Annotated in this window: 24 protein-coding genes; 22 read left to right on the top strand and 2 right to left on the bottom strand. The window is 51.6% G+C overall.

Annotation, left to right across the window (positions count from 1 at the left end; all coding sequences use genetic code 11):
• The first annotated feature begins 72 nt into the window (after positions 1-72).
• The 4 genes from QJ036_RS01635 (at position 73) to putP (ending at position 4358) form a co-directional block, all read left to right on the top strand.
• Positions 73-1023 carry a SpoIID/LytB domain-containing protein gene (locus QJ036_RS01635; protein WP_283229683.1) on the top strand — a complete coding sequence of 317 codons (951 nt, stop codon included), beginning with the start codon at positions 73-75 and terminating at the stop codon, positions 1021-1023.
• A 51-nt stretch (positions 1024-1074) separates the two neighbouring features.
• Positions 1075-1887 (top strand): M23 family metallopeptidase, encoded by an 813-nt coding sequence (locus tag QJ036_RS01630; protein WP_283229682.1) that lies wholly within the window; start codon positions 1075-1077, stop codon positions 1885-1887.
• Positions 1888-2025: 138 nt separating this feature from the next.
• Positions 2026-2610, top strand: coding sequence for a TetR/AcrR family transcriptional regulator (locus tag QJ036_RS01625; protein ID WP_283229681.1), 585 nt, complete (start codon positions 2026-2028; stop codon positions 2608-2610).
• Between the two features lie 182 nt (positions 2611-2792).
• Positions 2793-4358: a sodium/proline symporter PutP gene (gene putP / locus QJ036_RS01620; RefSeq protein WP_283229680.1), complete on the top strand. Its 1566-nt coding sequence runs from the start codon at positions 2793-2795 to the stop codon at positions 4356-4358.
• Between the two features lie 5 nt (positions 4359-4363).
• Here the strand turns inward: putP and QJ036_RS01615 are convergent, their stop codons facing one another.
• Complete coding sequence (locus tag QJ036_RS01615; RefSeq protein WP_283229679.1) at positions 4364-4795, bottom strand: CYTH domain-containing protein; 432 nt, start codon at positions 4793-4795, stop codon at positions 4364-4366.
• 128 nt (positions 4796-4923) lie between these two features.
• Here QJ036_RS01615 and QJ036_RS01610 point away from each other — a divergent pair, with 128 nt between their 5' ends.
• The 11 genes from QJ036_RS01610 (at position 4924) to QJ036_RS01560 (ending at position 18335) form a co-directional block, all read left to right on the top strand.
• Positions 4924-5478 (top strand): DJ-1 family glyoxalase III, encoded by a 555-nt coding sequence (locus tag QJ036_RS01610; protein ID WP_283229678.1) that lies wholly within the window; start codon positions 4924-4926, stop codon positions 5476-5478.
• Between the two features lie 165 nt (positions 5479-5643).
• A complete protein-coding gene (gene tig, locus QJ036_RS01605) occupies positions 5644-6930 on the top strand; it encodes a trigger factor (RefSeq protein ID WP_283229677.1) in 1287 nt (428 codons plus the stop codon).
• 22 nt (positions 6931-6952) lie between these two features.
• Positions 6953-7540 (top strand): ATP-dependent Clp endopeptidase proteolytic subunit ClpP, encoded by a 588-nt coding sequence (gene clpP / locus QJ036_RS01600; protein ID WP_283229676.1) that lies wholly within the window; start codon positions 6953-6955, stop codon positions 7538-7540.
• A 4-nt stretch (positions 7541-7544) separates the two neighbouring features.
• Complete coding sequence (gene clpX / locus QJ036_RS01595) at positions 7545-8804, top strand: ATP-dependent Clp protease ATP-binding subunit ClpX (RefSeq protein ID WP_283229675.1); 1260 nt, start codon at positions 7545-7547, stop codon at positions 8802-8804.
• A 62-nt stretch (positions 8805-8866) separates the two neighbouring features.
• Positions 8867-11167, top strand: a complete 2301-nt coding sequence (gene lon, locus QJ036_RS01590; protein WP_283229674.1) for an endopeptidase La — start codon at positions 8867-8869, stop codon at positions 11165-11167.
• Entirely contained in the window at positions 11164-11760 is a 597-nt protein-coding gene (gene yihA / locus QJ036_RS01585) for a ribosome biogenesis GTP-binding protein YihA/YsxC (RefSeq protein WP_283229673.1), read from the top strand. Before lon ends, yihA begins: the two co-directional genes overlap by 4 nt.
• Positions 11761-12005: 245 nt before the next feature.
• Positions 12006-13235 (top strand): 5-bromo-4-chloroindolyl phosphate hydrolysis family protein, encoded by a 1230-nt coding sequence (locus QJ036_RS01580; protein ID WP_283229672.1) that lies wholly within the window; start codon positions 12006-12008, stop codon positions 13233-13235.
• 31 nt (positions 13236-13266) lie between these two features.
• Positions 13267-14409 carry a toxic anion resistance protein gene (locus QJ036_RS01575; RefSeq protein WP_283229671.1) on the top strand — a complete coding sequence of 381 codons (1143 nt, stop codon included), beginning with the start codon at positions 13267-13269 and terminating at the stop codon, positions 14407-14409.
• 17 nt (positions 14410-14426) lie between these two features.
• Complete coding sequence (locus QJ036_RS01570; RefSeq protein WP_283229670.1) at positions 14427-15458, top strand: sugar ABC transporter substrate-binding protein; 1032 nt, start codon at positions 14427-14429, stop codon at positions 15456-15458.
• A gap of 193 nt (positions 15459-15651) precedes the next feature.
• Entirely contained in the window at positions 15652-16350 is a 699-nt protein-coding gene (locus QJ036_RS01565; protein ID WP_283229669.1) for a response regulator transcription factor, read from the top strand.
• On the top strand, positions 16347-18335 hold the full coding sequence (locus QJ036_RS01560; protein ID WP_283229668.1) for a sensor histidine kinase: 1989 nt from the start codon (positions 16347-16349) through the stop codon (positions 18333-18335). Before QJ036_RS01565 ends, QJ036_RS01560 begins: the two co-directional genes overlap by 4 nt.
• 85 nt (positions 18336-18420) lie before the next feature.
• Here QJ036_RS01560 and QJ036_RS01555 read toward each other — a convergent pair whose 3' ends face one another.
• Positions 18421-18939, bottom strand: a complete 519-nt coding sequence (locus tag QJ036_RS01555; protein WP_283229667.1) for a DUF4364 family protein — start codon at positions 18937-18939, stop codon at positions 18421-18423.
• Positions 18940-19161: 222 nt separating this feature from the next.
• Between QJ036_RS01555 and rho the strand changes: the two genes are divergently transcribed.
• The 7 genes from rho (at position 19162) to QJ036_RS01520 (ending at position 26266) form a co-directional block, all read left to right on the top strand.
• Positions 19162-20832: a transcription termination factor Rho gene (gene rho / locus QJ036_RS01550; RefSeq protein ID WP_283229666.1), complete on the top strand. Its 1671-nt coding sequence runs from the start codon at positions 19162-19164 to the stop codon at positions 20830-20832.
• Positions 20833-21000: 168 nt separating this feature from the next.
• Positions 21001-21210, top strand: coding sequence for a 50S ribosomal protein L31 (rpmE, locus tag QJ036_RS01545; RefSeq protein WP_283229665.1), 210 nt, complete (start codon positions 21001-21003; stop codon positions 21208-21210).
• A gap of 79 nt (positions 21211-21289) precedes the next feature.
• Positions 21290-22273, top strand: coding sequence for a DUF1385 domain-containing protein (locus tag QJ036_RS01540; protein WP_283229664.1), 984 nt, complete (start codon positions 21290-21292; stop codon positions 22271-22273).
• On the top strand, positions 22270-23169 hold the full coding sequence (gene prmC, locus QJ036_RS01535) for a peptide chain release factor N(5)-glutamine methyltransferase (protein ID WP_283229663.1): 900 nt from the start codon (positions 22270-22272) through the stop codon (positions 23167-23169). Before QJ036_RS01540 ends, prmC begins: the two co-directional genes overlap by 4 nt.
• Positions 23162-24232: a peptide chain release factor 1 gene (gene prfA / locus QJ036_RS01530; RefSeq protein WP_283229662.1), complete on the top strand. Its 1071-nt coding sequence runs from the start codon at positions 23162-23164 to the stop codon at positions 24230-24232. The genes prmC and prfA overlap by 8 nt, the downstream gene beginning before the upstream one ends.
• Positions 24233-24428: 196 nt before the next feature.
• Complete coding sequence (locus QJ036_RS01525) at positions 24429-25832, top strand: glutamate synthase-related protein (RefSeq protein WP_283229661.1); 1404 nt, start codon at positions 24429-24431, stop codon at positions 25830-25832.
• A gap of 206 nt (positions 25833-26038) precedes the next feature.
• The gene (locus QJ036_RS01520; protein WP_283229660.1) at positions 26039-26266 is read left to right on the top strand and encodes a DNA-directed RNA polymerase subunit M; all 228 of its coding nucleotides are present in this window, start codon (positions 26039-26041) and stop codon (positions 26264-26266) included.

The following is a 26266-nucleotide window of genomic DNA, read 5'->3' as shown; positions in this document are numbered from 1 at the left end:
GGGAAATTATAAAGCATATGAGAGGCTCTTTCGGCGTACACTGTTTTAAAGACAGGCCGGGAGAGCTTTTTTATGAAGAAAAAAGGAACTTCCGTTTTCTGCGGGACAATCCTCCTTTTGCTTTTTCCTTATCTTGTGACACTTTTTGCTTCGGGGAAAATTACCGTGGTTCCCCAGAAGCTTGCAAAGAGCGGGAAGATCATTCTTCAAACGGGATTATACGGAACGGGAGAAATCGATCTGGAAGAGTACGTCATCGGGACGGCAGCCTCGCAGATCCCCGGTAGCTTCGAAGGGGAGGCGGTCAAAGCGCAGATGATCCTTGCCAGGACCTATCTTTATAAAGCCATGGGCGGCCGGGATCGGATCGATGGGAGCGAGCTTTACTGTACTTATCTGGATACGGCAGGGCGTAAGCAGGCCTGGGGAGAACAGTATGAGGAATATGAGCAGAAATTTGAATCGGCAGCAATGGAAACGGCCGGAATGGTGATCCTCTGTGACGGAGAGCTCACAGATGCCATGTTTCACCGGGCCAGCGCCGGAGCTACCCGGGACGGAGGAGAAGCCCGCCCTTATATGAAAAGCGTGGACAGCAGCCGGGATATGGAAATGGAAGATTTTGTCGCAATCCGGGAGTTTACACCGGAGGAGGCAGCAGCAGCCATTAAAAAGATCCGCGGACGGGACATCACTGCTTCCGATGCGGCCGGAATTCAGATCATTTCCAGGGACAGCGCCGGATATGTGACCGGTGTTCTTGTGGAGGCGGAGGAATACACCGGTGACGAGATCGCGGCCGCTTTGGAGCTTCCTTCTCCGGCATTTTCTGTTTCGAAAACAGAGAAGGGGTTAAAATTTGTGACAAAGGGTTCCGGTCACGGTTACGGTCTCAGCCAGTGGGGAGCGAACAGGCTGGCGGAGGAGGGAAAGGACGCCGTTACTATTTTAAACACATATTTTCAAAATATTTCAGTGGAAAAAATGAAGCTAACAGAAGGACAGCCAGAAATGTCCAGTTAATTTTTGAATAGGACGCGGTAATCGGGCAAGACTAATACCGAGGTGATTATCGTGAAAAAGAAGCAAGGATTGCTGGTCATGCTGCTGGGGTGTCTTGTTACCGTGAGCGCCGTCGCCGGAATTATCGTATGGCAGGGAGCGGGTAAGAAGGATGAGGAGAGCCGTCAATATGTGGAATCTGACGGTTCTTCAGAGAAGCTCTTATGGAATGACGAGGAAACAACAGGTACAAAGGAAGAGACAGAAACGAAGACACAGGAAACAGAGGAAGCACAGGCGCGCGGGGAAACGGGCGCGAAGAGAGAGGCAGAGGGCCCGTCTCAGGGCTCCGGGGTGACAGAAACTAAGCTTCATGGGGAAGCCGGGACTGATGCGGAAGAACCAGGAGGCGAAAACGAAACCGAAACCGCCGGCCGGGAAGCTGCGGCAGGCGGAGTCCATGCGGTCAGCTTTGATGCAGCGGATAAGCTGATCTGGCCGGTGGAGGGAAATATTGTGCTGGATTATTCCATGGACAGAACCGTTTATTTCCCGACTCTGGATCTGTATAAGTGTAATCCTGCTGTCCTGATCCAGGGGGAAGCGGGCACACCGGTGAAGGCGGCTGCCGATGGAGTTGTAAAGGCGGTCGGGGAAAATGAAGAACTGGGAAACTACGTGACCATGGATCTGGGAAACGGCTATGAGCTCACTTACGGACAGCTTTCCGAAGAGACACCGGAGCCCGGCGACTTTGTAGAGGCGGGAGCATATGTGGGAAGTCTGGCGGAACCCACTAAATATTATGTGGTGGAAGGCACAAATCTGTATTTTCAGATGACAAAGGACGGCGAACCCGTTGACCCGGTAGACTTTATGGAGTAGCAAGACAGTGCGAAAGGAAAAGGAGAACCGTGACCCTCCCTTGGCGGAGGGCAGTGTTCTCCTTTTGACTTTTTTGTGTTATACTATTGGTGTAAAACAAAAGATGCCGGTATCCGAGCAAAAATCCGGGAGGAAGCTATGGCCAGAAAAAGTACGAGAAATACAAGAGGGAAAATTGTAAATGCAGCGTGGAAGCTTTTTTATGAGCAGGGCTATGAGGATACGACCGTGGAGGAGATCATCGAGCTTTCCCAGACCTCCAAAGGCTCCTTTTATCACTATTTTGACGGAAAGGATGCGCTCCTCAGTACCCTGAGTACCTTGTTTGATGAGAAATATGAGGAGCTTCAGGAAAATTTCCCGGAAGGGATGACGGCCATGGACAAGCTCTTATTTCTCAACGAAGAGCTTTTCGGGATGATCGAAAACAGCATTTCCATGGAGCTTTTATCAAGGCTTCTTTCCACCCAGCTCACCACCAACGGGGAGAAGCATCTGCTGGATCACAGCCGCACCTATTACCGCCTCCTCCGGAAGATCATTGTAGAGGGTCAGGAGAAGGGGGAACTGGGAAAGACCTTAAGCGCCGGGGAGATGGTCAAGCTGTATGCTCTCTGTGAGCGGGCTCTGATGTATGACTGGTGCCTTTGCGGCGGGGAATACTCCCTGAAGCAGTACGGAATGCGGACCATGCCGACTTTTTTAAGTGGATTTTTAAAATAATTCTAATAAAAGAATGAAAGTCGTACAGCCTATTTTCCTTTATTTTAATGGGTAAACAGGCTTTTTATTATAATATAGTACAGGATAAAGTCTATACTTAGTTCTCTATTGCGTTCTGAAAATGAACGTGTTATACTGTAGCCGTTTCCGGTTGCCGGGACAGATTCGGGAGGCTGGCGGAAATGGAAAAAGACGCAAGAGAGAGGATGGAAGGTATGGAAAAGGTATGTATTTTGATCTCAATTATCCTGTATCTGGCAGGGATGCTGTATATCGGTTTTTATTCCAACAGGAAAGGCAGCGGCAGCTCCGCCGGTGATTTTTATCTGGGCGGCCGGAAGCTGGGGCCTCTGGTGACGGCCATGAGCGCTGAGGCGTCCGACATGAGCAGCTGGCTTTTGATGGGACTGCCGGGTGTGGCGTATCTGACCGGGATCGCGGATGCCGGATGGACAGCCATAGGACTGGCCCTCGGCACTTATCTCAACTGGCTGGTCGTCTCGAAGCGGCTGCGCCGGTATTCGGTCCGGACAAATTCCATTACGATCCCGGATTTCTTTTCCCGCCGTTACAGGGATCATAAGAATGTACTGGCCTGCATTGCAGCCGTTGTGATTTTGATTTTCTTTGTTCCCTACACCGCGTCAGGCTTTAAAGCCATCGGAACGCTGTTCAACAGTCTTTTCGGAATTGATTATCACGCGGCAATGCTCATCGGTGCGGCTGTCGTGGTGGGATATACCGTGATGGGCGGCTTCATGGCGGTATCCACCACTGATCTGATCCAGAGCATTGTTATGACTGTTGCGATGCTGGTGATCGTATTCTTCGGCGTACAGTACGCCGGGGGCTGGGGAGCGGTGGCCGATAATGCCAAAAATATGGCCGGTTATCTGAGCATGACTCACCTTCACAATGCAGCGGACAATACGGCAGCTTCCTATGGGCCGCTTACCATTGCCTCCACCCTCGCCTGGGGCCTTGGATATTTTGGTATGCCTCATATCCTTCTGAGATTTATGGCGATCCGTGATGAGAAGGAATTAAAGCTCTCCCGCCGCATCGGCACGGTCTGGGTGGTGATCTCCATGTTTGTGGCCATTCTGATCGGAATCATCGGGAATGCCGTATCAGCTGCCGGGCGTGTTCCGGTTCTGGAAAGCAGCTCGGAGGCGGAGACCATTGTCATTAAGCTTTCGGATATTCTGAGTACGAACGGGGTTCTTTTTGCTTTGCTGGCCGGTATCATCATGGCCGGGATTCTGGCCTGCACCATGTCTACGGCAGACTCTCAGCTTCTGGCGGCGGCCTCCAGCGTGTCCCAGAACCTGATGCAGGATTTCCTGAAAATCAAAATAAGCGCCCGGGCCTCCATGCGGGCAGCCCGGCTGACCGTTATGGCCATTGCCCTGGTGGGGGTCGTGCTGGCCTGGAATCCTGACAGCTCTGTGTTTATGATCGTGTCCTTTGCATGGGCGGGCTTCGGAGCCGCTTTTGGCCCGGTGATGCTCTTTGCCCTGTTCTGGAAGCGGAGCAACCGGTGCGGTGCATTGGCCGGAATGGTGACCGGCGGTGTCGTGGTATTCGTGTGGAAATTCCTGGTTCGTCCTCTGGGCGGCGCCTGGAACATTTACGAGCTGCTTCCCGCGTTCCTTGCGGCGTCTTTGGCGATCGTTGTCGTTTCGCTTCTGACAAAAGCGCCGTCAGAGGAGATCACCAGAGAATTTGAAGAAGTGAAAAACATGTAAAAGAGTCAGATCATATTGCTGTTATGGTAGCGGCTGTCGTCCGTCACATCCTCACCGAACCAGTCGGGGGGAGTGAAGGCGAGGGCCGCTTCTTCTGTGGGAAACTCCACCTCTGCCATGATGAGCCCCTCCGGTGAGGAAAATACATCCAGCTCGATGGTGAGAGCGTCTTGGGGAATGCAGTACCGTTTCTTGGTGATGGTGCGTCCGTCGGCTTTTGCTTTCAGATGAAGGTAAGCCTCCCGGTTCAGGGGAAGGTTGTATTCCTCACGCACCATGAGGCCCCGGCCTTTATAGGTCATGTAGTAGTCCTCGTTCTGACGGCGGACACGGACCACCGGGTCTGTGCAGAGGTAGGCCTGTTCGATGAGGAGACAGGGATAGGTCTCCAGGTTCTCCGGCAGGGCTTTTATGAGGAATTTTCGTTCGATTTCCATAGGGCGGATCCTTTCTTTATCGTTATTTTATAGTTATTCTACCACATTTCTCTTTTATAAACAGAGAAAATTATGCTATACTTTTCATAAGTGTGTGCTGTGAGAATAAAAATGAGGAGGAGATCGTTATGAGTAAGGTATATGTCTGTATGGCACAGGGACTGGAAGAGGTGGAGTGCCTGGCGGTTGTAGATATTTTAAAGCGCGGAGGCGTGGAGGTGGAGCTGGTTTCCATGGGAGAGGAGCTTCTTGTGACAGGCTCCCACAATATCAGGATCCAGGCGGACAGCCTTTGGTCAAAGGATGCCTGTGATGCCTGTGATGCCATTTTCCTGCCCGGCGGAATGCCCGGAACAGCTCACCTTTCCGAGCATGAAGAGCTGGGAGAGATGATCTGCAAATTCCACAGGGAGGGAAAGCTTCTGGCGGCAATCTGTGCGGCACCGAGTGTCCTCGGAAAATATCATTGCCTGGAGGGGAAAAAGGCCACCTGCTATCCTGGCTGGGAGGACAAGCTTCTGGGAGCGGAGCATGTGCGTGACGGGGTCGTGCGTGACGGTATGGTGATCACCGGCCGCGGACTTGGCTTTGCCATTGACGAGGGACTGGAACTCGTTGCGGCCCTTGTTGACCGGGATACCGCAGAGCAGGTCAAGGCCGCCATTCAGCATCCGGAAGGATGAGAAAAGCAGGAGAATGACCGCTTTTGGCCGGAAATCGGCGCTTTTTCGGGCTTGTAATTAAGAAACAGATATGCTATAATTACAATTTGCCGGACTATAAGCAGGAGAATGACCGCCGGCTGGCGATACCATTATCATATAATAAGTAGGAGGAATACACGAACAATGAGTGTACAGGTAGAGAATTTAGAAAAGAACATGGCAAAGCTGACAATCGAAGTACCGGCTGAAGAGGTTACAAAAGCGATTCAGGGAGCATACCAGAAGAATAAAAACAAGTTCAACGTTCCCGGCTTCCGTAAGGGCAAGGTGCCCCAGAAGATGATCGAGAAGATGTACGGCGCAGGTATTTTTTATGAGGATGCCGTAAATGCCATGCTTCCCGGCGCATATGAGAAGGCATGCGAGGAGAGCGGACTGGAGATCGTTTCCCAGCCTGAGATCGATGTGACTCAGATCGAAGCCGGAAAGCCCATGATCTTTACTGCAACAGTAGCAGTGAAGCCTGAGGTTACCCTTGGCCAGTATAAGGGTCTGGAGGTAGCAAAGCAGGAGGTTATCGTGACAGACGATGACGTGATGGATGAGATCAAAAAAGAGCAGGAGAAGAACGCTGCCGTTGTGACCGTAGAGGGACGCCCGGTAGAGAAGGATGATACTGCAGTCATCGACTTCGAGGGCTTCTGCGACGGAGAGGCATTTGAGGGCGGCAAGGGCACCGATTTCCCTCTGGTTATCGGTTCCGGCCAGTTTATTCCCGGCTTTGAGGATCAGCTGATCGGCAAGAATGTGGGTGACGAGGTTGAGGTGAACGTAACCTTCCCTACCCCTTATCAGGCAAAGGAGCTGGAAGGCAAGGATGCCATGTTCAAGGTGACCATCAAGGAACTGAAGACAAAAGAGCTGCCTGAGATCGATGATGAGTTTGCAAGCGAGGTATCTGAGTTCGATACTCTTGAGGAGTACAAGAAGGAAGTAGCAGATAAGCTGAAGGAGCGCCTTGAGGCAGATGCCAAGAGAAAGAAAGAGGATGAGGCTGTCAATAAGGCAGTGGAGAATGCTTCCATGGAGATTCCGGAGGCTATGATTAAGACTCAGGCATCCAATATGGTCAATGAGTTTGCTCAGAGAATGCAGGGCCAGGGCCTTACCATGGAGCAGTACATGCAGTTTACCGGTACCACCAGAGAACAGATGATGGAGCAGATGATGGATCAGGCCAAGAAGAGGATCCAGGTTCGTCTGACCCTTGAGGCTGTTGCCAAGGCTGAGGATATCCAGGTGTCCGATGAGGAGCTGGATAAGGAAGTGGAAGAAATGGCAAAGGCTTACCAGATGGAGGCCGAGCAGCTGAAGAAATTCCTGGGAGATGCTGAGAAGGAGCAGATGAAGACGGATCTGGCTGTTCAGAAGGCTGTTGATCTGCTCGTTGCGGAAGCAAAAGAGGTTTAATTTTAAACAGGAGGTATCTTAAATGAGTTTAGTTCCTTATGTTATAGAGTCGACCAGCAGGGGGGAACGGTCTTACGATATCTATTCCAGACTTTTGAAGGAAAGGATCATTTTCCTTGGAGAAGAGGTCAATGAAGTGACGGCCAGCCTGGTGGTTGCCCAGCTTTTATTCCTGGAATCGGAAGATCCCAATAAAGACATTCAGATGTACATCAACAGCCCGGGCGGAGTCGTAACAGCGGGTATGGCAATTTACGATACCATGCATTATATCAAATGTGACGTGTCCACCATCTGTATCGGCATGGCAGCCAGCATGGGGGCATTCCTTCTGGCGGGCGGCACTAAGGGTAAGAGAATGGCCCTTCCCAACGCCGAGATCATGATCCATCAGCCCTCCGGCGGAGCTCAGGGCCAGGCCAGCGATATCAAGATTGTTGCCGACAAGATCCTTGCCACCAGAAAGAAGTTAAACGAGCTGCTGGCACAGAATACGGGTCAGCCCCTCGATGTCATTGAGGTGGATACTGAGCGCGACCATTATATGAGTGCGGCAGAGGCCATGGAATACGGCATCATTGACCAGGTCATTGAAAGCCGTCAGAGGTAAGGACATGGCAGGAAAATTCGACGTTCGCTGCTCTTTCTGCGGTAAGAGTCAGGAACAGGTGAAAAAGCTGATCGCGGGCGGAAAGGATATCTACATCTGTGATGAATGTGTAGAGCTTTGCGCCGAGCTGATTGCGGAGGAAACCGCAAAGGACAGAGCAGAAAAGACGACGGGGATCAATCTGTTAAAGCCCAGGGAGATCAAGACTTTTCTGGATGAATATGTCATTGGCCAGGAAAGGGCAAAAAAGGTCCTTTCCGTGGCTGTTTACAACCATTATAAGAGGATCACGGCGCCTTCCGATTCGGATGTGGAGGTGCAGAAGAGCAACATCCTGCTTCTGGGGCCCACCGGCTCTGGAAAGACCTTCCTTGCCCAGACGCTGGCGAGGATCCTCAACGTACCCTTTGCCATTGCAGATGCGACTGCCCTCACCGAGGCCGGATATGTGGGCGAGGATGTGGAGAATATTCTGTTAAAGATCATTCAGGCAGCGGATTATGACATCAGCAGGGCGGAGTACGGCATCATTTATATTGATGAGATCGACAAGATCACCAAGAAGTCGGAAAATGTCTCCATTACCAGAGACGTGTCCGGCGAGGGGGTACAGCAGGCCCTTTTGAAGATCCTGGAGGGCACTGTGGCCAGTGTTCCGCCTCAGGGCGGCAGAAAACATCCTCATCAGGAGATGTATCAGATCGATACAACCAATATCCTGTTTATCTGCGGAGGTGCTTTTGACGGGCTGGAGCAGATGATCGAGAGCAGACTGGGAGCAGGCTCCATCGGGTTTGAAAACAGCCTGAAGGATGCAAGCAAGCGGGATGTAAGCGAGCTTTTGGCTCAGGTAATGCCTCAGGATCTGATCAAGTTTGGCCTGATCCCTGAGTTCATCGGCCGTGTGCCCATGGTGGAATCTCTGGAGCTTCTGGATAAGGATGCGCTGATCCGCATTCTGACGGAGCCGAAGAATGCCATCGTAAAGCAGTATAAACGGCTTTTCGATCTGGACGGCGTGGAGCTGGAGTTTTCTCCGGAAGCGCTGGAAGCCATTGCCGGGCAGGCTGTTGAGCGCAAGATCGGCGCCAGAGGACTGCGGGCGATCATGGAAAAGATCATGACTGATATTATGTATGAGATTCCTTCCGATGAAACCATCGGCAGATGTCTCATTACAAAAGATGTAGTGGAAGGCAAGGCGGAACCGCAGCTCACTTACCGGAATACCGAGGTGAAAAAGCGGGGAGGCGAAACAGCCTGAATGTTGGGGGGCCGTAAAGAAATTTGCGGCGCCCCATATGTTGCTGTGAAGGAGGAAACGACATGACCATACCTGCAATCGCATTGCGCGGACTCTGTGTGCTGCCGAAAATGGTGGTACATTTTGATGTCAGCAGGAAAAAGTCGATAATGGCATTGGAAAAGGCGATGGTGAAGGACCAGAAGATCTTTCTTGTGGCTCAGAAATCCGTGCAGGAGGAGGATCCCGATGAGGAGGATCTTTATTCCATGGGCACCGTCGGTACGATCAAGCAGATCATGAAACTGCCCGGAGGCCTGGTAAGGGTTGTGGCTGAAGGACTTCTCCGCGCACGCCTCTGTTCCCTTGAGGATGAGGACGGGTATCTTCAGGCAGAGATCGAGCCCTGCCCTACGGAGCCTCTTGAGGGGGCGGACGATGCCACCAGAGAAGCCATGTGCCGGATCTTAAGGGAGCATGTGGAGGCGTATGCGCTGGCAAATCCCTCCCTTTCCAGGGATGTGGCCGCTGCCATTCTGGAGACGGGAACCCTGGAGGAGCTGCTGGATGAAATCTCCATCAACATTCCTTTCAGCCTGGAAAACAAGCAGCAGCTTGTGGAGACGACTTCTCTGGCGGAGCGGTATGTGCTGATCGAAAAGATACTGGGCACCGAGGTGGAAGTGTGCCGCATCAAGCAGGAATTTCAGGAAAAGGTCAAGGAGCGCATTGACCAGAACCAGAAGGAATACATTCTCCGGGAGCAGATGAAGCTCATCCGTGAGGAATTGGGAGAGGATACCATTCAGGCGGATGCGGCCCGGTTTGAAGAAGAACTTGCCGGTCTTAAGGCCGACAAAGCGGTGAAGGAAAAGATTGAAAAAGAGATCGGCCGGTACAGAACCATGCCCATGGGCAGCCAGGAGGCCTATGTGAGCCGAAATTATATTGAGCAGCTTTTGGAGCTTCCCTGGAATAAGATGTCCAGAGACAATAAGGATCTGGCAAAGGCGGAGGCTGTGCTGGAGGAGGATCATTACGGCCTTGAGAAGGTGAAGGAGCGCATTATGGAATTTCTTGCAGTGCGGGCCCTCACCGGAAAAGGGGAGAGCCCCATCGTATGTCTGGTAGGACCTCCGGGAACGGGAAAGACCTCCATTGCAAAGTCCATTGCCCGCGCCCTTAATAAGAAATATGTCCGCATCTGCCTCGGTGGTGTGCGGGATGAGGCGGAGATCCGCGGCCACCGGAGAACTTATATCGGCGCCATGCCGGGAAGAATCGCGGCGGCTTTAAAACAGGCAGGAACCTCCAATCCGCTGATGCTTCTCGATGAGGTGGACAAGCTGGGAAGCGATTATAAGGGAGATCCCTCCGCAGCCCTTCTGGAGATCCTGGACAGCGCCCAGAATGACAAATTCCGGGATCATTTCATTGAACTTCCCCTGGATCTGTCCCATGTGCTCTTCATTGCCACGGCCAATACCACCGATACGATTCCCCGTCCGCTTCTGGACAGAATGGAGATCATCGAGGTCAGCAGCTATACAGAGAATGAAAAGTATCACATTGCGGAAAAATATCTGGTGGTAAAGCAGAGAAAGAAGAATGGACTTACAGAGGAACAGTTTGCTGTTTCGGAGAAGGCTCTTCGGAAGATCATCCACAGTTACACCAGAGAGGCAGGAGTCCGGGAACTGGAGAGGAAGATCGGACAGCTTTGCAGGAAGGCTGCCAGAGAACTTTTGACCGGAAAAAAGAAACAGGTGAGGATCACCGAGGGGAATCTGGAGAAATACCTGGGACGGGAGCTTTGGCGTACAGAGAAAGCAGCTTCTGAGGACGCAGTGGGAATTGTCCGCGGACTGGCCTGGACCAGCGTCGGAGGGGATACCCTGGAGGTGGAGGTGAACCTGATGCCAGGCAGCGGAAAACTGCAGCTGACGGGGCAGATGGGTGATGTTATGAAGGAATCGGCCGAGACGGCTCTGTCCTATGTCCGGTCTGTGAGCCCGGATTTTCAGGTGGACAGTGCTGTCTATGAGAAAAACGACATCCATGTACATATTCCCGAGGGGGCTGTGCCCAAGGATGGTCCTTCCGCCGGTGTTACCATGGCGACGGCCATCATGTCCGCAGTCACAGGAAAGAAGGTAAAGGCCGATCTGGCTATGACCGGAGAAGTGACTCTGCGGGGACGGGTGCTGCCCATCGGAGGTCTCAAGGAGAAGCTTCTGGCGGCAAAGATGGCTGATATCCACACGGTCCTTGTGCCGGTGCCCAACGAGCCTAATGTCATGGAGCTTTCCAGAGAGATCGTGTCCGGTATGGACATCAAATATGTGGGAACTATGGACGAGGTGCTTAAGGAGGCCCTGATTTGATTATAAAAACTGTAAATCTGGAAACCGTCTGCGGCGTTACAAGCAGGCTGCCGGAGAATGACAAGCCGGAGATCGCCTTTGCGGGAAAATCCAACGTGGGGAAATCCTCTCTCATCAATGCACTGATGAACCGGAAAGCCTACGCCCGTACCTCGACCCAGCCGGGAAAGACGCAGACCATCAATTTCTATAATATCAACGATGCCCTCTATTATGTGGATCTGCCCGGCTACGGCTATGCAAAGGTATCCCAGACCGAAAAGGAAAAATGGGGACGGATGATCGAAAATTATCTGCGCCGTTCAAAGCAGCTTCGGTGTGTGTTTCTGCTGGTGGACATCCGCCACGAGCCTTCTGCCAATGACAGACAGATGTACGAATGGATCGTTCACAATGGCTACAAGCCGGTGATCATTGCCACAAAACTGGACAAGATCAAGCGGAGCCAGGAGGCAAAACAGCTGAAGCTGGTGCGCACAGGGCTTGAGATCGGAAACGATGTGACGGTGATCCCGTTCTCGGCGGAGACAAAGCAGGGCCGGGAGGAGATCTGGGCGCTGATCGAGCAGCTGACGGAGTGTGAGAAAGGGTAAAAGGATATGTCACAGAGAAAGGCCGGGCCATAGATCCTGAGGGATCAGGCGCGGCCTTTCTGTTCTGAGGAGTCAGTCCGGCAGGGAACGGTCTTTAAATCAGGAAGAAAAAACGCCTCTGGAAAAGGAAAAATTGTTGGAAAACAGTTGCTCCGGGTGTTTCTATGTGATACGCTGAATAAGAGGGCTTGGATTCTTTTCAGGGCTTATGCCCGTTATTATCGTTCTTAAAGGAGCGCAGGTCAATGAAAGACGAGTGGCGTGACGTGGGAAATAATATCCGCAATATTATACAGGATGCGGTCAATTCCCAGGATTATAAAAAACTGAATCAGACGATCCGGGACACCATCGACAGTGCCCTGGAAGGAGCAGCCAGAGGTATTCGGAGAGGTGCTTCCTGGGCGGGAAGCGGCTGTAACGGCCATCACGACTACGGCGCACAGGATAATTGCACAGGAAGTCCCCGCTATGGGGAAGGCTCCGGGGCTGCTTCAGAAAGGAGTATCCGGCCGGCGGACAGAAATGTATTTGCCCTTCAGCGGACCGGAAGGACAAAGGCCGGAGGCTGGGCATTATCGATCATCGGAGGAGTTCTGGGAGTTGGGACAGGAGTTGCCCTGGCGGCAGTCAGCCTGACAGCGCTGGCAGCCGGAGAGGTGCTTGGTCTTACCATTGCCAGAGGCATTCTGCTTCCCTGCTTTATCGGGGGAATCGTCATGGCACTGATCGGCTCCAGAAAGCGTTCTCTGGTGAAGCGGTTTCGCAGCTACATATCGGCTTTCGGAGGAAGAACTTATTGCGAGATCAAGGAGCTTGCAAAGAAGGTAGATAAGAGCCGGGGGTACGTGGTCAAGGATGTCAGGCGGATGATCGGACTGGGCTGGTTCGCCCAGGGGCATCTGGATGACGGGGAGACCTGCCTGATCGCCGACGATGCCACCTATGCGCAGTACCGGGCGACCATGCGGCAGGCGGAGATCCGCAAGGCGGAAGAGAATCAGCCGGCTGAAGCGGAAAACGGAAGGAAGCTGTCCCCGGAGGCAGAGGAAGTTCTCAGGACGGGAAAGGCGTATGTGGAAAAAATCCGGGCCTGCAACGATGCAATCCCCGGTGAAGAAATATCGGAGAAAATCTCCCGGATGGAGCTTGTCATCGGAAAAATTTTTGACCGGGCGGAACGCCATCCGGAGAATATTGACGATTTGAGAAAGCTGATGGAATATTATCTTCCGACAACGGTGAAGCTTCTGGAGGCCTATGAAGAGCTTTCCAGGCAGCCGGTTCAGGGAGAAAATATAAAAAGCTCCCAAAGGGAGATCGAGGATACACTGGATACACTCAACGAGGCTTTTGAGCGGCTGTTCGACAGCATGTTCCAGGATACAGCCTGGGATGTGTCCACAGATATATCCGTATTGAAAACGATGCTGGCCCAGGAGGGACTGGCGGAAGACGGCTTAAAAAGAAAATAGATAAAAGCAGAGGAAAGGATGGACGGCAGTTATGGAAAAGGATCTGGATTTGATGGAAAAGACACCCACATTGACATTGACCCCTTTTGCGGAGGAGAAAAAGGAGCCTCTGACAGTGACACAGACTCCGGAGGAGACCCAGTTGGATGATAGTATGCTCTCGGAGGAAGAAAAAAAGATGGTGGAGGCTTTTGCGGGACAGATCGATCTGTCTGATTCTGCAGCGGTCCTTCAGTACGGTGCGGGAGCACAAAAGAAAATGGCTGATTTTTCTGAAACGGCTCTCGACAATGTGAAGACAAAGGACCTGGGTGAGGTGGGAACTCTTCTTTCTGACGTGGTGACGGAGCTGAAGAGCTTTGATGCGGAGGAGGAAAAGGGCTTTCTCGGATTTTTCAAAAAATCCTCCAACAAACTGACCGCCATGAAGGCAAAATATGCCAAGGCAGAGGTCAATGTGGACCGGATCTGCCAGGTGCTGGAGGGGCATCAGGTTCAGTTATTAAAGGATGCGGCCATGCTGGACAAAATGTACGAGCTGAATCTGACTTATTTTAAAGAACTTACCATGTATATCCTGGCCGGAAAGAAAAAGCTTAAGAAGGTCCAGACGGAAGAGCTTCCTGCTCTTCTTGCCAGGGCGGAAAAAAGCAGTCTTCCGGAGGACGCCCAGGCGGCCAGGGATCTGGATGCCCGGTGCAAGCGGTTTGAGAAAAAGCTGCACGACCTGGAACTGACAAGAATGATCTCCATGCAGACAGCGCCTCAGATCCGTCTTGTACAGGATAACGATACGGTTATGGTGGAAAAGATCCAGTCAACCATTGTCAATACCGTACCCCTGTGGAAGAATCAGATGGTGCTTGCTCTGGGAGCCGCCCATTCGGCACAGGCGGCAGAAGCTCAGAAAAAGGTGTCTGATATGACAAATGAGCTTCTGATGAAGAATGCAGCAGCCCTCAAGACCGTATCTGCTGAGGTGGCAAGGGAGTCAGAACGGGGCGTTGTGGATATGGAGACGATCCGTTCCACCAATGAGACCCTGATCTCCACCCTGGACGAGGTCCTGCAGATCCAGGCGGAGGGACGGCAGAAGCGGGCAGAGGCAGAGGTCGAGATGAAGCGCCTGGAGAACGATTTAAAGACGAAGCTTCTTGAAATTGCAAGCCGATAGGAGTGCAGGAGGGCTTTATGAAGAATAGATACCGGATTCCTGTGGCATTGATGGGAATTATGATGATATTCTTATGTTCTTCCTGTGCAAATAAGCATGATATGGAAAGAGAAGCTTCTTCTGCAGCCTTGCCAAAGAAAGAAACATCGACCGAAGAGCCGGAGAATGAAGAAGGAAAGATCCGTGTCGGATTTATTTCAAAAAGCACAGCAGATCCGTTTTTTCAGGAAATGAATCAGTATGCAGAGGAGACTCTGGACGGATTGCAGGCGGATGGACGGATCACTTCCTGGACAGGTATTCTGGATGGAGAAAACAATCCGGATGTTCAGAATCGGCTGGCAGGGAAATGCATTGAGGAGAGGTGTGATTATGTCTTCATTGTTCCGAGTGAACCGGAGGCGGCAGATCCTGCAGTTACACGGATGGCAGAGGCGGGGATCAAAGTGATCGTATTAAACGCAAAAACGGCCAGCACCGATGAGGCAGCCTGGGTCTACTGCGGTTCTTCAGAGAAAGAAGCCGGTAAGCTGGTGGGGCAGTTTGTCCTGGATCATTGTCCAGGGGCCGGAAGGTATCTCCATGTGAGCAGCGTTCTTGGAAGTACAGCTCATATTGATTTTTCCCAGGGGGTTATGCAGATTCTGGAGGCGCAGACGGAGCTGGAGCCTGTTTCGGAGGAGATCACAATGATGTCTCAGACAGAGGAGGATCAGGTGGTTTCGATCGTTCAGGCGGCTCTTGAGACGTATGGAGAAGAGCTTCGCGCGGTCATCTGCGATACGGATTCTATTTCGGCAGCCGCACAGAAAGCCTGTATTGAGGCCGGATCACCGGAGGTTCTGTGTATCGGCGTCGGAGGCAGCACAGAAGCCATTGACATGGTAAGACAGGGAAACATGAAGGCAACAGCTGCACCGGATGGAGCCGGACAGGTTAAAAAGGGAATCGAAAGTATGCTGGAGGATATAGGAAACTCTGATTCCGCGACAGGGAAGAATGGTTGTCGGGAATTTGACGTGGAATATCTGCTGGTGACAGGAGATTGAGGCCCGGTCTGAGAAACAAAATGAAGAGAGTTGGCGAACGGAGAGGATGCTGCGAAAGTGGATTTCTATATCTGCTGAGCAGCATCTCTCTTTTGTTAAACAGTATGGCAGAAACTTCATCAAATCTTAATAAGATGGCAGGTTTCTTTTTAAAGAGGATCTTGTTTATAATAGATTCCAGGGAGGGTGGAAGATGTACAACATTCTGATATGTGACGATGAGAGAGATATTGTAAATGCTTTGAAAATATATCTGACGGATCCGGACTACCGGATGTTTGAGGCATATACAGGCAGGGAGGCTCTGGAGATCGTGGCGCGGGAGGATATTCATCTGATCCTGATGGACATCATGATGCCTGAGATGGACGGGATCTCCGCCATGGTAAAGATCCGGGAAAGCTGCAATGTGCCGGTCATTCTCCTGACGGCCAAAAGCGAGGATATGGATAAAATCCTGGGACTGAATGCAGGGGCAGATGATTACATTACCAAGCCCTTCAATCCCATTGAGGTGGGGGCAAGGGTACGTTCCCAGCTGCGGAGGTATTTTAAGCTGGGCGGCGGGGAACTGAAGCCGGAGGTTCTTGTGAACGGCGGGATCGAAGTGAATGACAGGTCGAAACAGGTTGCTGTGGACGGGGTGACCGTTTCTCTGACCCCAAAGGAGTATGAAATCCTGAAGCTTCTTATGGAAAACCCGGGGAAGGTCTATTCTCCCAGAGAGATCTATCAGGAAGTCTGGAAGGAAAAGCCCTTTGGAAGCGAAAATACAGTAGCAGTACATATCCGCCACCTGAGAGAGAAACTGGAGATCAATCCTGCCGAACCGCGTTATCTGAAAGTAGTATTCGGGCAGGGCTATAAAATGGAGAAAGGGAGACAGCCATGAAGAAGTTTATCCGTACTATACCCGGAAAGGCGATCCTGTTCCTTGGCGTGATCGTATCGCTCTGCATTTTGGCAGGCTGCGTGCTGGGGGCGGACGCGATCGCCGATGCCGGCTTTTATGATTATCCGGAAGAAATGGTCATAAGCAGTCGGATGGAGGAAATGGTCCGTGAGGATATCAATTCCATAGCCTGGGAGATTTATGATTCAGGGGCAAACAGCAGACAGACCTATGAAAGTCCGGCCGACAGGACAAATCTTCGATACGGGGTTTATGATGAATCAGGCCGTTTTGTGGCACGGACCCGGGGAATCGACTGTTCACCCGATGATGCAGGCTGGGAGTATTGTTATTATTATCTTTTGTCGGGATCATCCGGGGAATTTATAATGTGGGACAGAATGCCGTCTGAGGAGGAGATTAAAAGCATCGGAATGGCGGAAACTGGCCCGGTCTATCGGATATGCGCCTCTCTGGACCGTGAATTGCCGGCGAAAGACATCTATGCACAGACGGTAAAGACGATAAAGCTGGGATACCGTTTCCGGTATGCCGTATATTTCATCGGCGCGGCAGCACTGCTCTTTACAGTTCTTTTCTTTGCCGCACTCATGTGTGTGTCCGGCAGAAGGCCGGGTACAGAGGAACTGATGCCAGGCCCGCTGGGCAGAGTTCCCTTCGATCTGCTGGCTGCAGCCGTATGTTTTACAGGGGTTCTGGGAGGGTGTGTGCAGGACTATTTCGGTTACAGAGGAATCGGCGGGGTTATTTGCTGCATTATTCTGTGGATCACATTTCTTTGCATTGCGGTGGGCTTTGCCATGAGCATTGCCGCGCGGATCAAGCAGCGGACGATTTTTACCAATACGGTGATCTGGCGCCTGGTCAGATGGCTCCGGGCTCTGCCCGGACGTGCAGGGCGCAGGCTTAAACCTGTCTGGCGAAAAATGAAAATCCTTGCCCGAGGGATTCCTATGATATGGAAGACAGCGCTGGTCCTTGCCGGGCTTTCCCTGTTGGAGCTTTTGATGATTGTCGCTGCCCGGGCTGATAAGTATCTCCTTTTCTGGGTGCTGGAAAAACTCATCCTGATTCCTGCAGTCCTGTTTGCGGCACTGCAGCTTCGGAAGCTGCAGGATGGGGGGAGGGCCCTGGCTGCCGGAAATCTCAGCTATCAGGTGGATACGGAAGGGATGTTCTGGGATTTCAGAGATCACGGAGAAAATCTGAACAGCATTGCAGAGGGAATGGCGCTTGCAGTGGAAGAAAAAATGAAAAGTGAGCGGATGAAGACAGAACTGATCACCAATGTTTCCCATGACATCAAGACACCCCTGACTTCTATTATCAATTACGCGAATCTGATTGGAAAGGAACCCTGCGAAAATGCCGCGGTTACAGAATATGCAGAGGTCCTTGTGCGCCAGTCGGAGCGGCTGAAGCGCCTCATTGAGGATCTGGTGGAGGCTTCCAAGGCAGCTACCGGAAATCTGGAGGTACTTCTGGCACCCTGCGAAGCGGAGATCTTTGTCACGCAGATTTCCGGAGAATACGAACAGAAGCTGAAGGCGGAGGGATTGGAGCTTGTCACGAGGCAGCCGGAGGAGTCTGTCCGGGTGATGGCTGACGGACGGAGGATGCTGAGGGTCTTTGACAATCTGATGAACAATATATGTAAATACAGCCAGCAGGGGACAAGAGTTTACCTGTCCCTGGAAAAAAGAAATGACCAGGCAGTGATCACATTCAAAAACATCTCAAAGGCAGCTCTGAACCTGAGCGCAGAGGAATTGATGGAACGGTTTGTCCGCGGAGATTCTTCCAGAAATACGGAGGGGAACGGTTTGGGACTTTCCATTGCAAAAAGTCTGACAGAGCTGCAGAACGGTACCATGGAGCTGGCCATTGACGGGGATCTGTTTAAGGCGACGCTTCGGTTTCCCATAGTCCGGTCAGAGGAGGAAGAGATCTTTGGCTGCAGATGATATTTGAAAACAGACAAAAAGAAGCAGACAGTGCCGGATATCCCGGTGTCCTGTCTGCTTTTCTGTCATAGGGACCGAAAAACGCTTATTCCTTCATCAGACTCTGCATGATCACGGAATAGAGCTTCTGGCTTTCCTTGTTCCAGCGTCCGCACATATGCTCCGCCTGTTCCTTGTCCGGCACGGAAATGTTGATTTCCAGAAGCTGGGCCTTTCCCTCGCGGATCGCGCAGTGAACGATGTAGTCCTGGTTGGTGGATTTATAATAATCGGAAACAAGACCGACCTCATCGCGGAGGCGCACCTTGTTTTCCTTCAGATATGTGTCAATATCTTCAATGATGGCGGGAGAGATCTTTTTTCCGAAAAAGGACAGGGTCTCTTCGCCTTCCCGGGTGATCTCATAGCGGGAACTGTTTCTGGTGGACTCCAGCTTGATCAGGTGAGATTCTCCCAGTTCCGACAAGGCCTGCTGGAGTGTGAAATAGGTGGTATATTCTTTGTCGAGAAAAAATTCAGAAATCTGGGAGCCGGCCAAAGGAAATTTTACCTGCTTCAGCATATATAAAATCATCAGTTTGTATAAAGTCAGCGGCTCGGACATCGGACATTCCCCCTAAAAACATTCCGACGTATCTGTCGGAACTAATCTTTCTTCATAATACCAAGTTTGACAGGCGAAATCAAGTTGTAAATTCTTTTGATTTGTGATACAATGACAAATACATTTAAAGTAATCGAGTATCTGAAATTCTCATTTGCCGTTTCACGGCAGCAGTCTTAAAAAATCCCGTGTGTTAGAATGATGAAAGAAGAGGAATATTTTATGAGGGAAAAGCTGGAAACCCTTTCTCTGGCGCAGCTGCGTCAGATCGCAAAGGATTTGGGAATCAAGAATATTACAGCGCAGAAAAAAGCAGATCTGATCAATAGTATTCTGGCTGTCAGTGAAGCCGGTTCCGGGAAGGAAGCTTCGGCAGAAGCATCGGCCTGCAGGGAGAGTTCAGCCAGCCAGGAGGCCCCGGTGCGTCAGGAGAACCCGGCCCTTCAGGAAAATCCGATACGCCAGGATTCTACGGCCCGTCAGGAAGCCCCGGTGCGTCAGGAAGCCCCGAGGAACATGCGGCCCCAGAGTACATTGGGAGACGCACCTTCCAGAAGGTATGGCACAGGAGCTTCTGCACCGTCCGGCCAGGAGCAGATGCAGAGACGATATGCGGTGAGAAATGCAGCGCCTGCAGGACAGGAAAATGTTCAGAGAAGATATGGAGCGGGGACTTCCCCGGCAGCCGGGCAGGACATGCCCCAGGCTGCTCCGGCCAGAACTCAGTCCTTTGCGCCGAATATCAATCCGGAGGAGCTGCAGAATCTGGACAGTGGGATCCCTGCCCATGGCATTCTGGAGGTTATGCCGGACGGCTTTGGATTTATCCGCTGTGAAAATTATATGCCGGGAGACAATGATGTGTATGTGTCACCTTCTCAGATCCGCCGGTTCAATTTAAAAACCGGAGATATTGTCACCGGAAGCAAGAGAGTAAAGACGACAGCCGAGAAATTTGCTGCTCTTTTGTATGTGTCAAAAATCAATGGCCTTCCTCTCGAGATTGCGGAGAAGCGTCCCAATTTTGAGGACCTGACTCCGATCTTTCCGGAGGAACGGATTCATCTGGAGATGCCCGGGGGAAGCGTTGCCATGAGGATCGTTGATCTTTTGTCCCCCATCGGAAAGGGACAGAGAGGAATGATCGCTTCGCAGCCAAAGGCCGGCAAGACCACGCTCCTCAAAGAGGTGGCAAAGGCTGTTACCAGAAATCACAGGGATATGCACCTGATCGTCCTCCTGATCGATGAGCGTCCGGAGGAGGTTACCGATATCAAGGAGTCCATTGAAGGCCCCAATGTGGAAGTGATCTATTCCACCTTCGATGAGCTTCCCGAGCATCATAAGCGGGTATCTGAGATGGTACTGGAGCGGGCCAAGCGTCTGGTGGAGCACGGACGTGACGTGATGATCCTTCTGGACAGCATTACCAGACTGGCCAGAGCCTACAACCTGACGGTTTCTCCCAGCGGAAGAACCCTTTCCGGCGGTCTCGATCCGGCTGCTCTTTATATGCCCAAGCGGTTTTTCGGCGCAGCCCGCAATATGAGAGAGGGCGGCAGCCTGACGATCCTTGCGACGGCGCTGGTGGAGACGGGAAGCCGCATGGATGATGTGGTTTTTGAGGAGTTCAAGGGCACCGGAAATATGGAGCTGATGCTGAATCGGAAGCTGTCGGAAAAACGGATCTTCCCCGCCATTGATATTATGAAATCGGGGACCAGGCGGGATGATCTGCTCCTGACTCCCGAGGAGCAGGCGGCTGTGGAGATCGTGCGAAAAGCGATCGGAGGCTTAAAGTCGGAGGAGGCCGTGGAGCGGGTGCTGGATCTGTTCCGACACACCAAGAGCAACCGGGAGTTCATGGCAATGGCCGGCAAGCTTAGGATGTAAAGCTTACGAAAAGGAAGAAAATCCTGTAAATACGCTAAATTTCTTCAAAACAAAGAAAAATGCTTGCATTAAAAGAAACCCTATGTTATAATGAAACTCGCTGTTTTAGTGCGAGAATAGGCGCATAGGCGTCAGAGGATAGAAATCGTCGTAAGAGAGGTGAATAGCATGAGAGAAGGTATCCATCCTGAATATCATCAGGCAAAGGTTGTGTGCAACTGTGGCAACGAGTTCGTGACCGGCTCCACCAAAGGAGACATCCACGTAGAAATTTGTTCCAAGTGCCATCCGTTCTACACCGGTCAGCAGAAGGCTGCATCCGCAAGAGGACGTATTGAGAAGTTTAACCGTAAGTATGGTGTAAACGCAGCAAAATAGGCATTGCACAAAGATGAGGTTGAGATTTCGGTCATTTGGAATCTCAACCTTTTTAGCATACAGAGAGGGGAACTGCCGGATGAAATCATCAGGGATCGGCGGTCAGGCTGTCATCGAAGGGGTCATGATGCAGAATCAGGATCAGTACGCTGTGGCAGTCAGGAAGCCGGACGGAGAAATTGAGGTGGCCAAGGACACCTGGCAGAGCTTTACAAAAAAGCATAAGGCACTAAATATTCCTTTTGTCAGAGGAATTTTTAATTTTGTGGATTCCATGCGGCTGGGCATGAGGATTTTAACCTTTTCCGCCAGCTTTTATGAGGAAGAGGAGCAGGAAAAAGACGAAAAGGCAGAAAAAAAAGAAAGCGTGATCATGAGCATCACCATGGTGGTGGCCGTGATTCTGGCTCTCGGGATATTTTTTGTGCTTCCCATGTTTTTGTCGGGGCTGTTCCGGAGCTTTGTAAGCTCCAGGGCGCTGATGGGATTTATTGAGGGATTGATCCGATTGGCTATTTTCATCGGATACGTGCTTTTGATCTCACTGATGAAGGATATCCGCCGGGTATTCATGTATCACGGGGCAGAGCATAAGTGCATCAACTGTGTGGAGCACGGACTGGATCTGACAGTGGAAAATGTCAGGAAGAGCTCCAAGCAGCATAAGCGCTGCGGAACCAGCTTCCTTCTGTTTGTGGTGTTTGTGAGCATTCTGTTCTCCATGGTGATACAGATCGATACCGTATGGCTGAAGGCTCTTCTCCGGATCCTTCTGATTCCCGTCATTGCGGGTATTTCCTATGAGATCCTGAAGCTGGCCGGGCGAAGCGACAACTGGCTGATCAATCTCATCAGCAAGCCGGGACTCCTGCTTCAGCGGCTGACCACCAGAGAGCCGGAAGACGATATGATTGAGGTGGCGATCTGCTCGGTGGAGGCAGTTTTTGACTGGAGAAAGTATGAAGCAGAAGCCTTCGGCAGGAAATTTTCTGAGGAGTCTGCTGTTAATCAGACTGTTTCTGAGGGGAAAGCTGCCGCGGAGGCAGGAGAGAGCGAGTCATGAGCACTTATGCGGCCCTCTTGAAAGAGGGGGAAGGCCGGCTTCTGGCTGCAGGAATCGAAGAAGGCCGGCTTGACGCCTGGTATCTGTTTTCAGACTGCTTTTCCATGGATAAGGGGGCCTATTTTCTCAGAATGAATGAGGAGGCTTCCTGCGGCGGAGCCGTTTCAAGATTTGAAAGCCTCATTGAAGGCCGATGCAGGCGCATCCCGCTCCAGCAGCTTCTGGGAAATCAGGAATTTATGGGTCTTTCCTTTGCGGTCAATGAGCATGTACTGATTCCGAGGCAGGATACGGAGACACTGGTGGAAACGGTCCTGGAGGATTTAAAAAGGGAACAGGACGGGAAATTTGCGGATAACAAAGACCGCTTCCGGATCCTGGATCTTTGTACCGGTTCCGGCTGTATCGGTATCAGTCTTGCAAAATATCTGGACAGAATGCCGTTTCAGATCATTCTGAGCGATATTTCCAGGGAGGCTTTAAGGACAGCAGAGGAGAATATCCGCCGTCTCGGTGTAAAACAGACCTGCCGGACTGTGCAGTCGGATCTGTTTGAGGCGTTTGCCGGAGAAGCCTTTGACTGTATTGTTTCCAATCCGCCTTATATTCCAACGAAAGACATTGAGGAGCTTTCGCCGGAGGTGAGGGACCATGAGCCAAGGCTTGCCCTGGACGGAAGCGGGGACGGCCTGGCCGTTTACCGGAGGATCGCGGCATGTGCTGGAGAGCATCTTTTGCCCGGCGGCAGGATCTATCTGGAGATCGGCTGGGATCAGGGAAGCTCCGTTCCGGAGCTTTTCCGGGCGGCAGGCTTTACCGATATCGAAGTGATCCGGGATCTGACAGGAAAGGACCGGGTTGTGAAAATGAAAATAAGGAGGAACAGCCATGTTTGACAGGCTTGATGATATCCTGATCCGTTTTGAGGAGATTCTGGAGGAATTAAACAATCCCTATGTGGTCGAGGATCAGGCAAGATTCCGGAAGCTCATGAAGGAGCAGACGGATCTGACTCCCATTGTGGAGGCTTATAAGGAATATAAGGGAGCGAAACAGGACGTCGAGGACAGTCTTTCGCTTCTGGAAGGGGAAAACGACGAGGAAATGCGCGAAATGTTAAAGGAGGAGCTTTCCTCTGCCAAAGAGAAGATCGCAGAGCTGGAGAAACGGCTCAAGGTGCTTCTTTTGCCAAAGGATCCCAATGATGACAAGAATGTTATCGTGGAGATCCGTGCAGGTGCAGGCGGAGACGAGGCAGCCCTGTTTGCAGCGGAAATTTACCGGATGTATGCCCATTATGCGGAATCAAAGCGCTGGAAGATCGAGGTGATGGAATCTGATGAGATCGGCATCGGCGGTATGAAGAGCATTACCTTTATGATCAAGGGACAGGGAGCCTATTCGGTGATGAAATATGAGTCCGGCGTTCACCGGGTACAGCGGGTACCGGAGACAGAGTCCGGCGGCCGGATCCACACTTCCACCATTACGGTGGCAGTTATGCCTGAGGCAGAAGAGGTGGATGTGCAGATCGATGAGAAGGATATCCGAATCGATGTGATGCGGGCCTCCGGAAACGGCGGCCAGTGTGTAAATACGACAGACTCTGCGGTGCGTCTGACCCATTACCCCACCGGCATCGTGGTCTACAGCCAGACAGAGAAGTCACAGCTTCAGAACAAGGCCAAGGCCTTTGCGCTCCTCAGGGCAAAGCTTTACGATATTGAATGCCAGAAGGCACATGATGCGGAAGCTGAGGCAAGACGGAGCCAGATCGGAACCGGCGACCGTTCCGAAAAGATCCGCACCTACAATTTCCCTCAGGGACGTGTCACAGATCACCGCATCGGCCTGACGCTTTATAAGCTGGACAAGATCATGAACGGAGATATCCAGGAGATCATCGATGCCTGCATCGCGGCGGATCAGGCGGCAAAGCTGACAAAAATGAACGAATAGGGCGTTTCTGTTTCATAGAAAAAAATTACAGACAGGAAGGATGGTATTCCGTGAAATATGCGGAGTACCATTTTTTTGTTGAAATTGGCGGCGGAAAATAACAGGATTTTGTTGACGAACCGGAATATTTTGCTATAATAGTAATAGATACTAATATTAATATAGAAGAATATGTGTCGGAAGTGGGAGGTATTTTATGGCAATTTACAAATGTGTCATCTGCGGTGCAATTTATGATGAAGAGAAGGAGGGCCGGCCGGTTTCTGAACTGGAATGCTGTCCGGTCTGCAAGCTGCCGGTTTCCAATCTGGTCCCCGTGGAACCGGAGGGAGGAAAGACCACGGCAAAAGCATATTCGGGCAGCCTGGATTATGACAGTGCCACGAGCCGGCATGATGCTTCCTGCCGGTATATGGCGGAGATCCATGAAATGGCGGTGACAGGAAGATCCATCGGAGGTTCCATGGGAACAAGGATGCCTATGCCAAACTGGGATGATATTCTGCTTCTTGGCGCCCAGCTGAATCCGCCGCCGCTGAATGACGATGATGAGGTGGATACGGTCACCGTGATCGGCCGCCATGCAAAGAAACCCATGGTTCTGGACAGCCCCGTCTATATTTCTCATATGTCCTTCGGCGCACTGTCGAAGGAGGTGAAGGTTGCACTGGCCAAGGGCTCTGCTATGGCAAAAACGGCCATGTGCAGCGGCGAGGGAGGTATTCTGCCGGAGGAAAAGGAAGCTTCCTATAAATACATATTTGAATATATTCCCAATAAGTACAGTGTGACGGATGAAAATCTTCGCTCCTCCGATGCCATAGAAATTAAGATCGGCCAGGGCACCAAACCGGGAATGGGCGGCCATCTTCCCGGGGAAAAGGTGACGGCGGAAATCGCTGCGATCCGGGGAAAGAAAGTGGGAGAAGATATTCAGAGTCCCAGCAAATTTCCGGAGCTGAATTCCAAAGAGGATCTTCGGGAAATGGTGGATATGCTCCGCCGGCGTTCTGAGGGACGCCCCATCGGGATCAAGATCGCAGCCGGGAACATTGAACGGGATCTGGAGTACTGTGTGTTTGCAGGCCCTGATTTTATTACCATTGACGGCAGAGGAGGCGCGACAGGCTCCAGCCCGCTGCTTCTCAGGGAGGCAACCACGATTCCTACCATTTATGCGCTGTACCGCGCAAGAAAGTATCTGGATTCGGTGGGCTCCGATATTTCTCTTGTTATTACCGGAGGTCTCCGGGTATCGGCTGATTTTGCCAAGGCCCTGGCCATGGGCGCTGATGCCGTTGCCATCGCAAGTGCGGGGCTGATCGCCGCTGCCTGCCAGCAGTACCGGATCTGCGGAACCGGAAACTGCCCGGTTGGAGTTGCCACCCAGGATCCGGAGCTGCGAAAACGGCTTAAGGAGGATGCGGCTGCCCAGAGAGTGGCCAATTTCCTGAATGTATCGCTGGATGAACTTCGGACCTTTGCCAGAGTGACCGGGAACCGGTCGGTCCATGGATTGTCTGTTGACAATCTTGTCACAACGGACAGAGATATTGCCGAATACACGAACATCCGCCATATCGGTCAGCCAAACAGATAAGCGGTATTTTGCTTCTGTTAACAGAAAATTATTTACACTTGTAATCTCACAATGTTCTGGTATAATAAAGACAGCCAGGCCTTCCGGGTTTTTACCTGGAAGGCCTTTTACCTGCCGGTGATTCGGAATATGATCGGGCAGGAGCTTCAGTAAAGGTGGACCGGAGTGTATGAGACAGAAAAAACCGGTTCGGACGAGGGAGTAACGTGATTCGGATATTTATATGTCCCGGATGTGGAAGGACAAGACTGGTATCAAAATTTCTGAAGGCGGAGTGTCCCATTTGCGGGACTTCCATGGACACTCTTGCTGTCACCTATGAAGCCTGGGTGGAGCTCAGTGAGGAGGAGCGGAAACAGATATCGGAGGAGTGGCTGCAGACGGGGGAGGATAAATATAAAAAAGGCAATCTATTTGTGACAAAGGAGGAGTAA

This window comes from Fusibacillus kribbianus (assembly GCF_030053595.1).
Lineage (GTDB): Bacteria > Bacillota > Clostridia > Lachnospirales > Lachnospiraceae > Lientehia > Lientehia kribbiana.
This window is presented reverse-complemented; position numbering and strand designations above follow the sequence as displayed.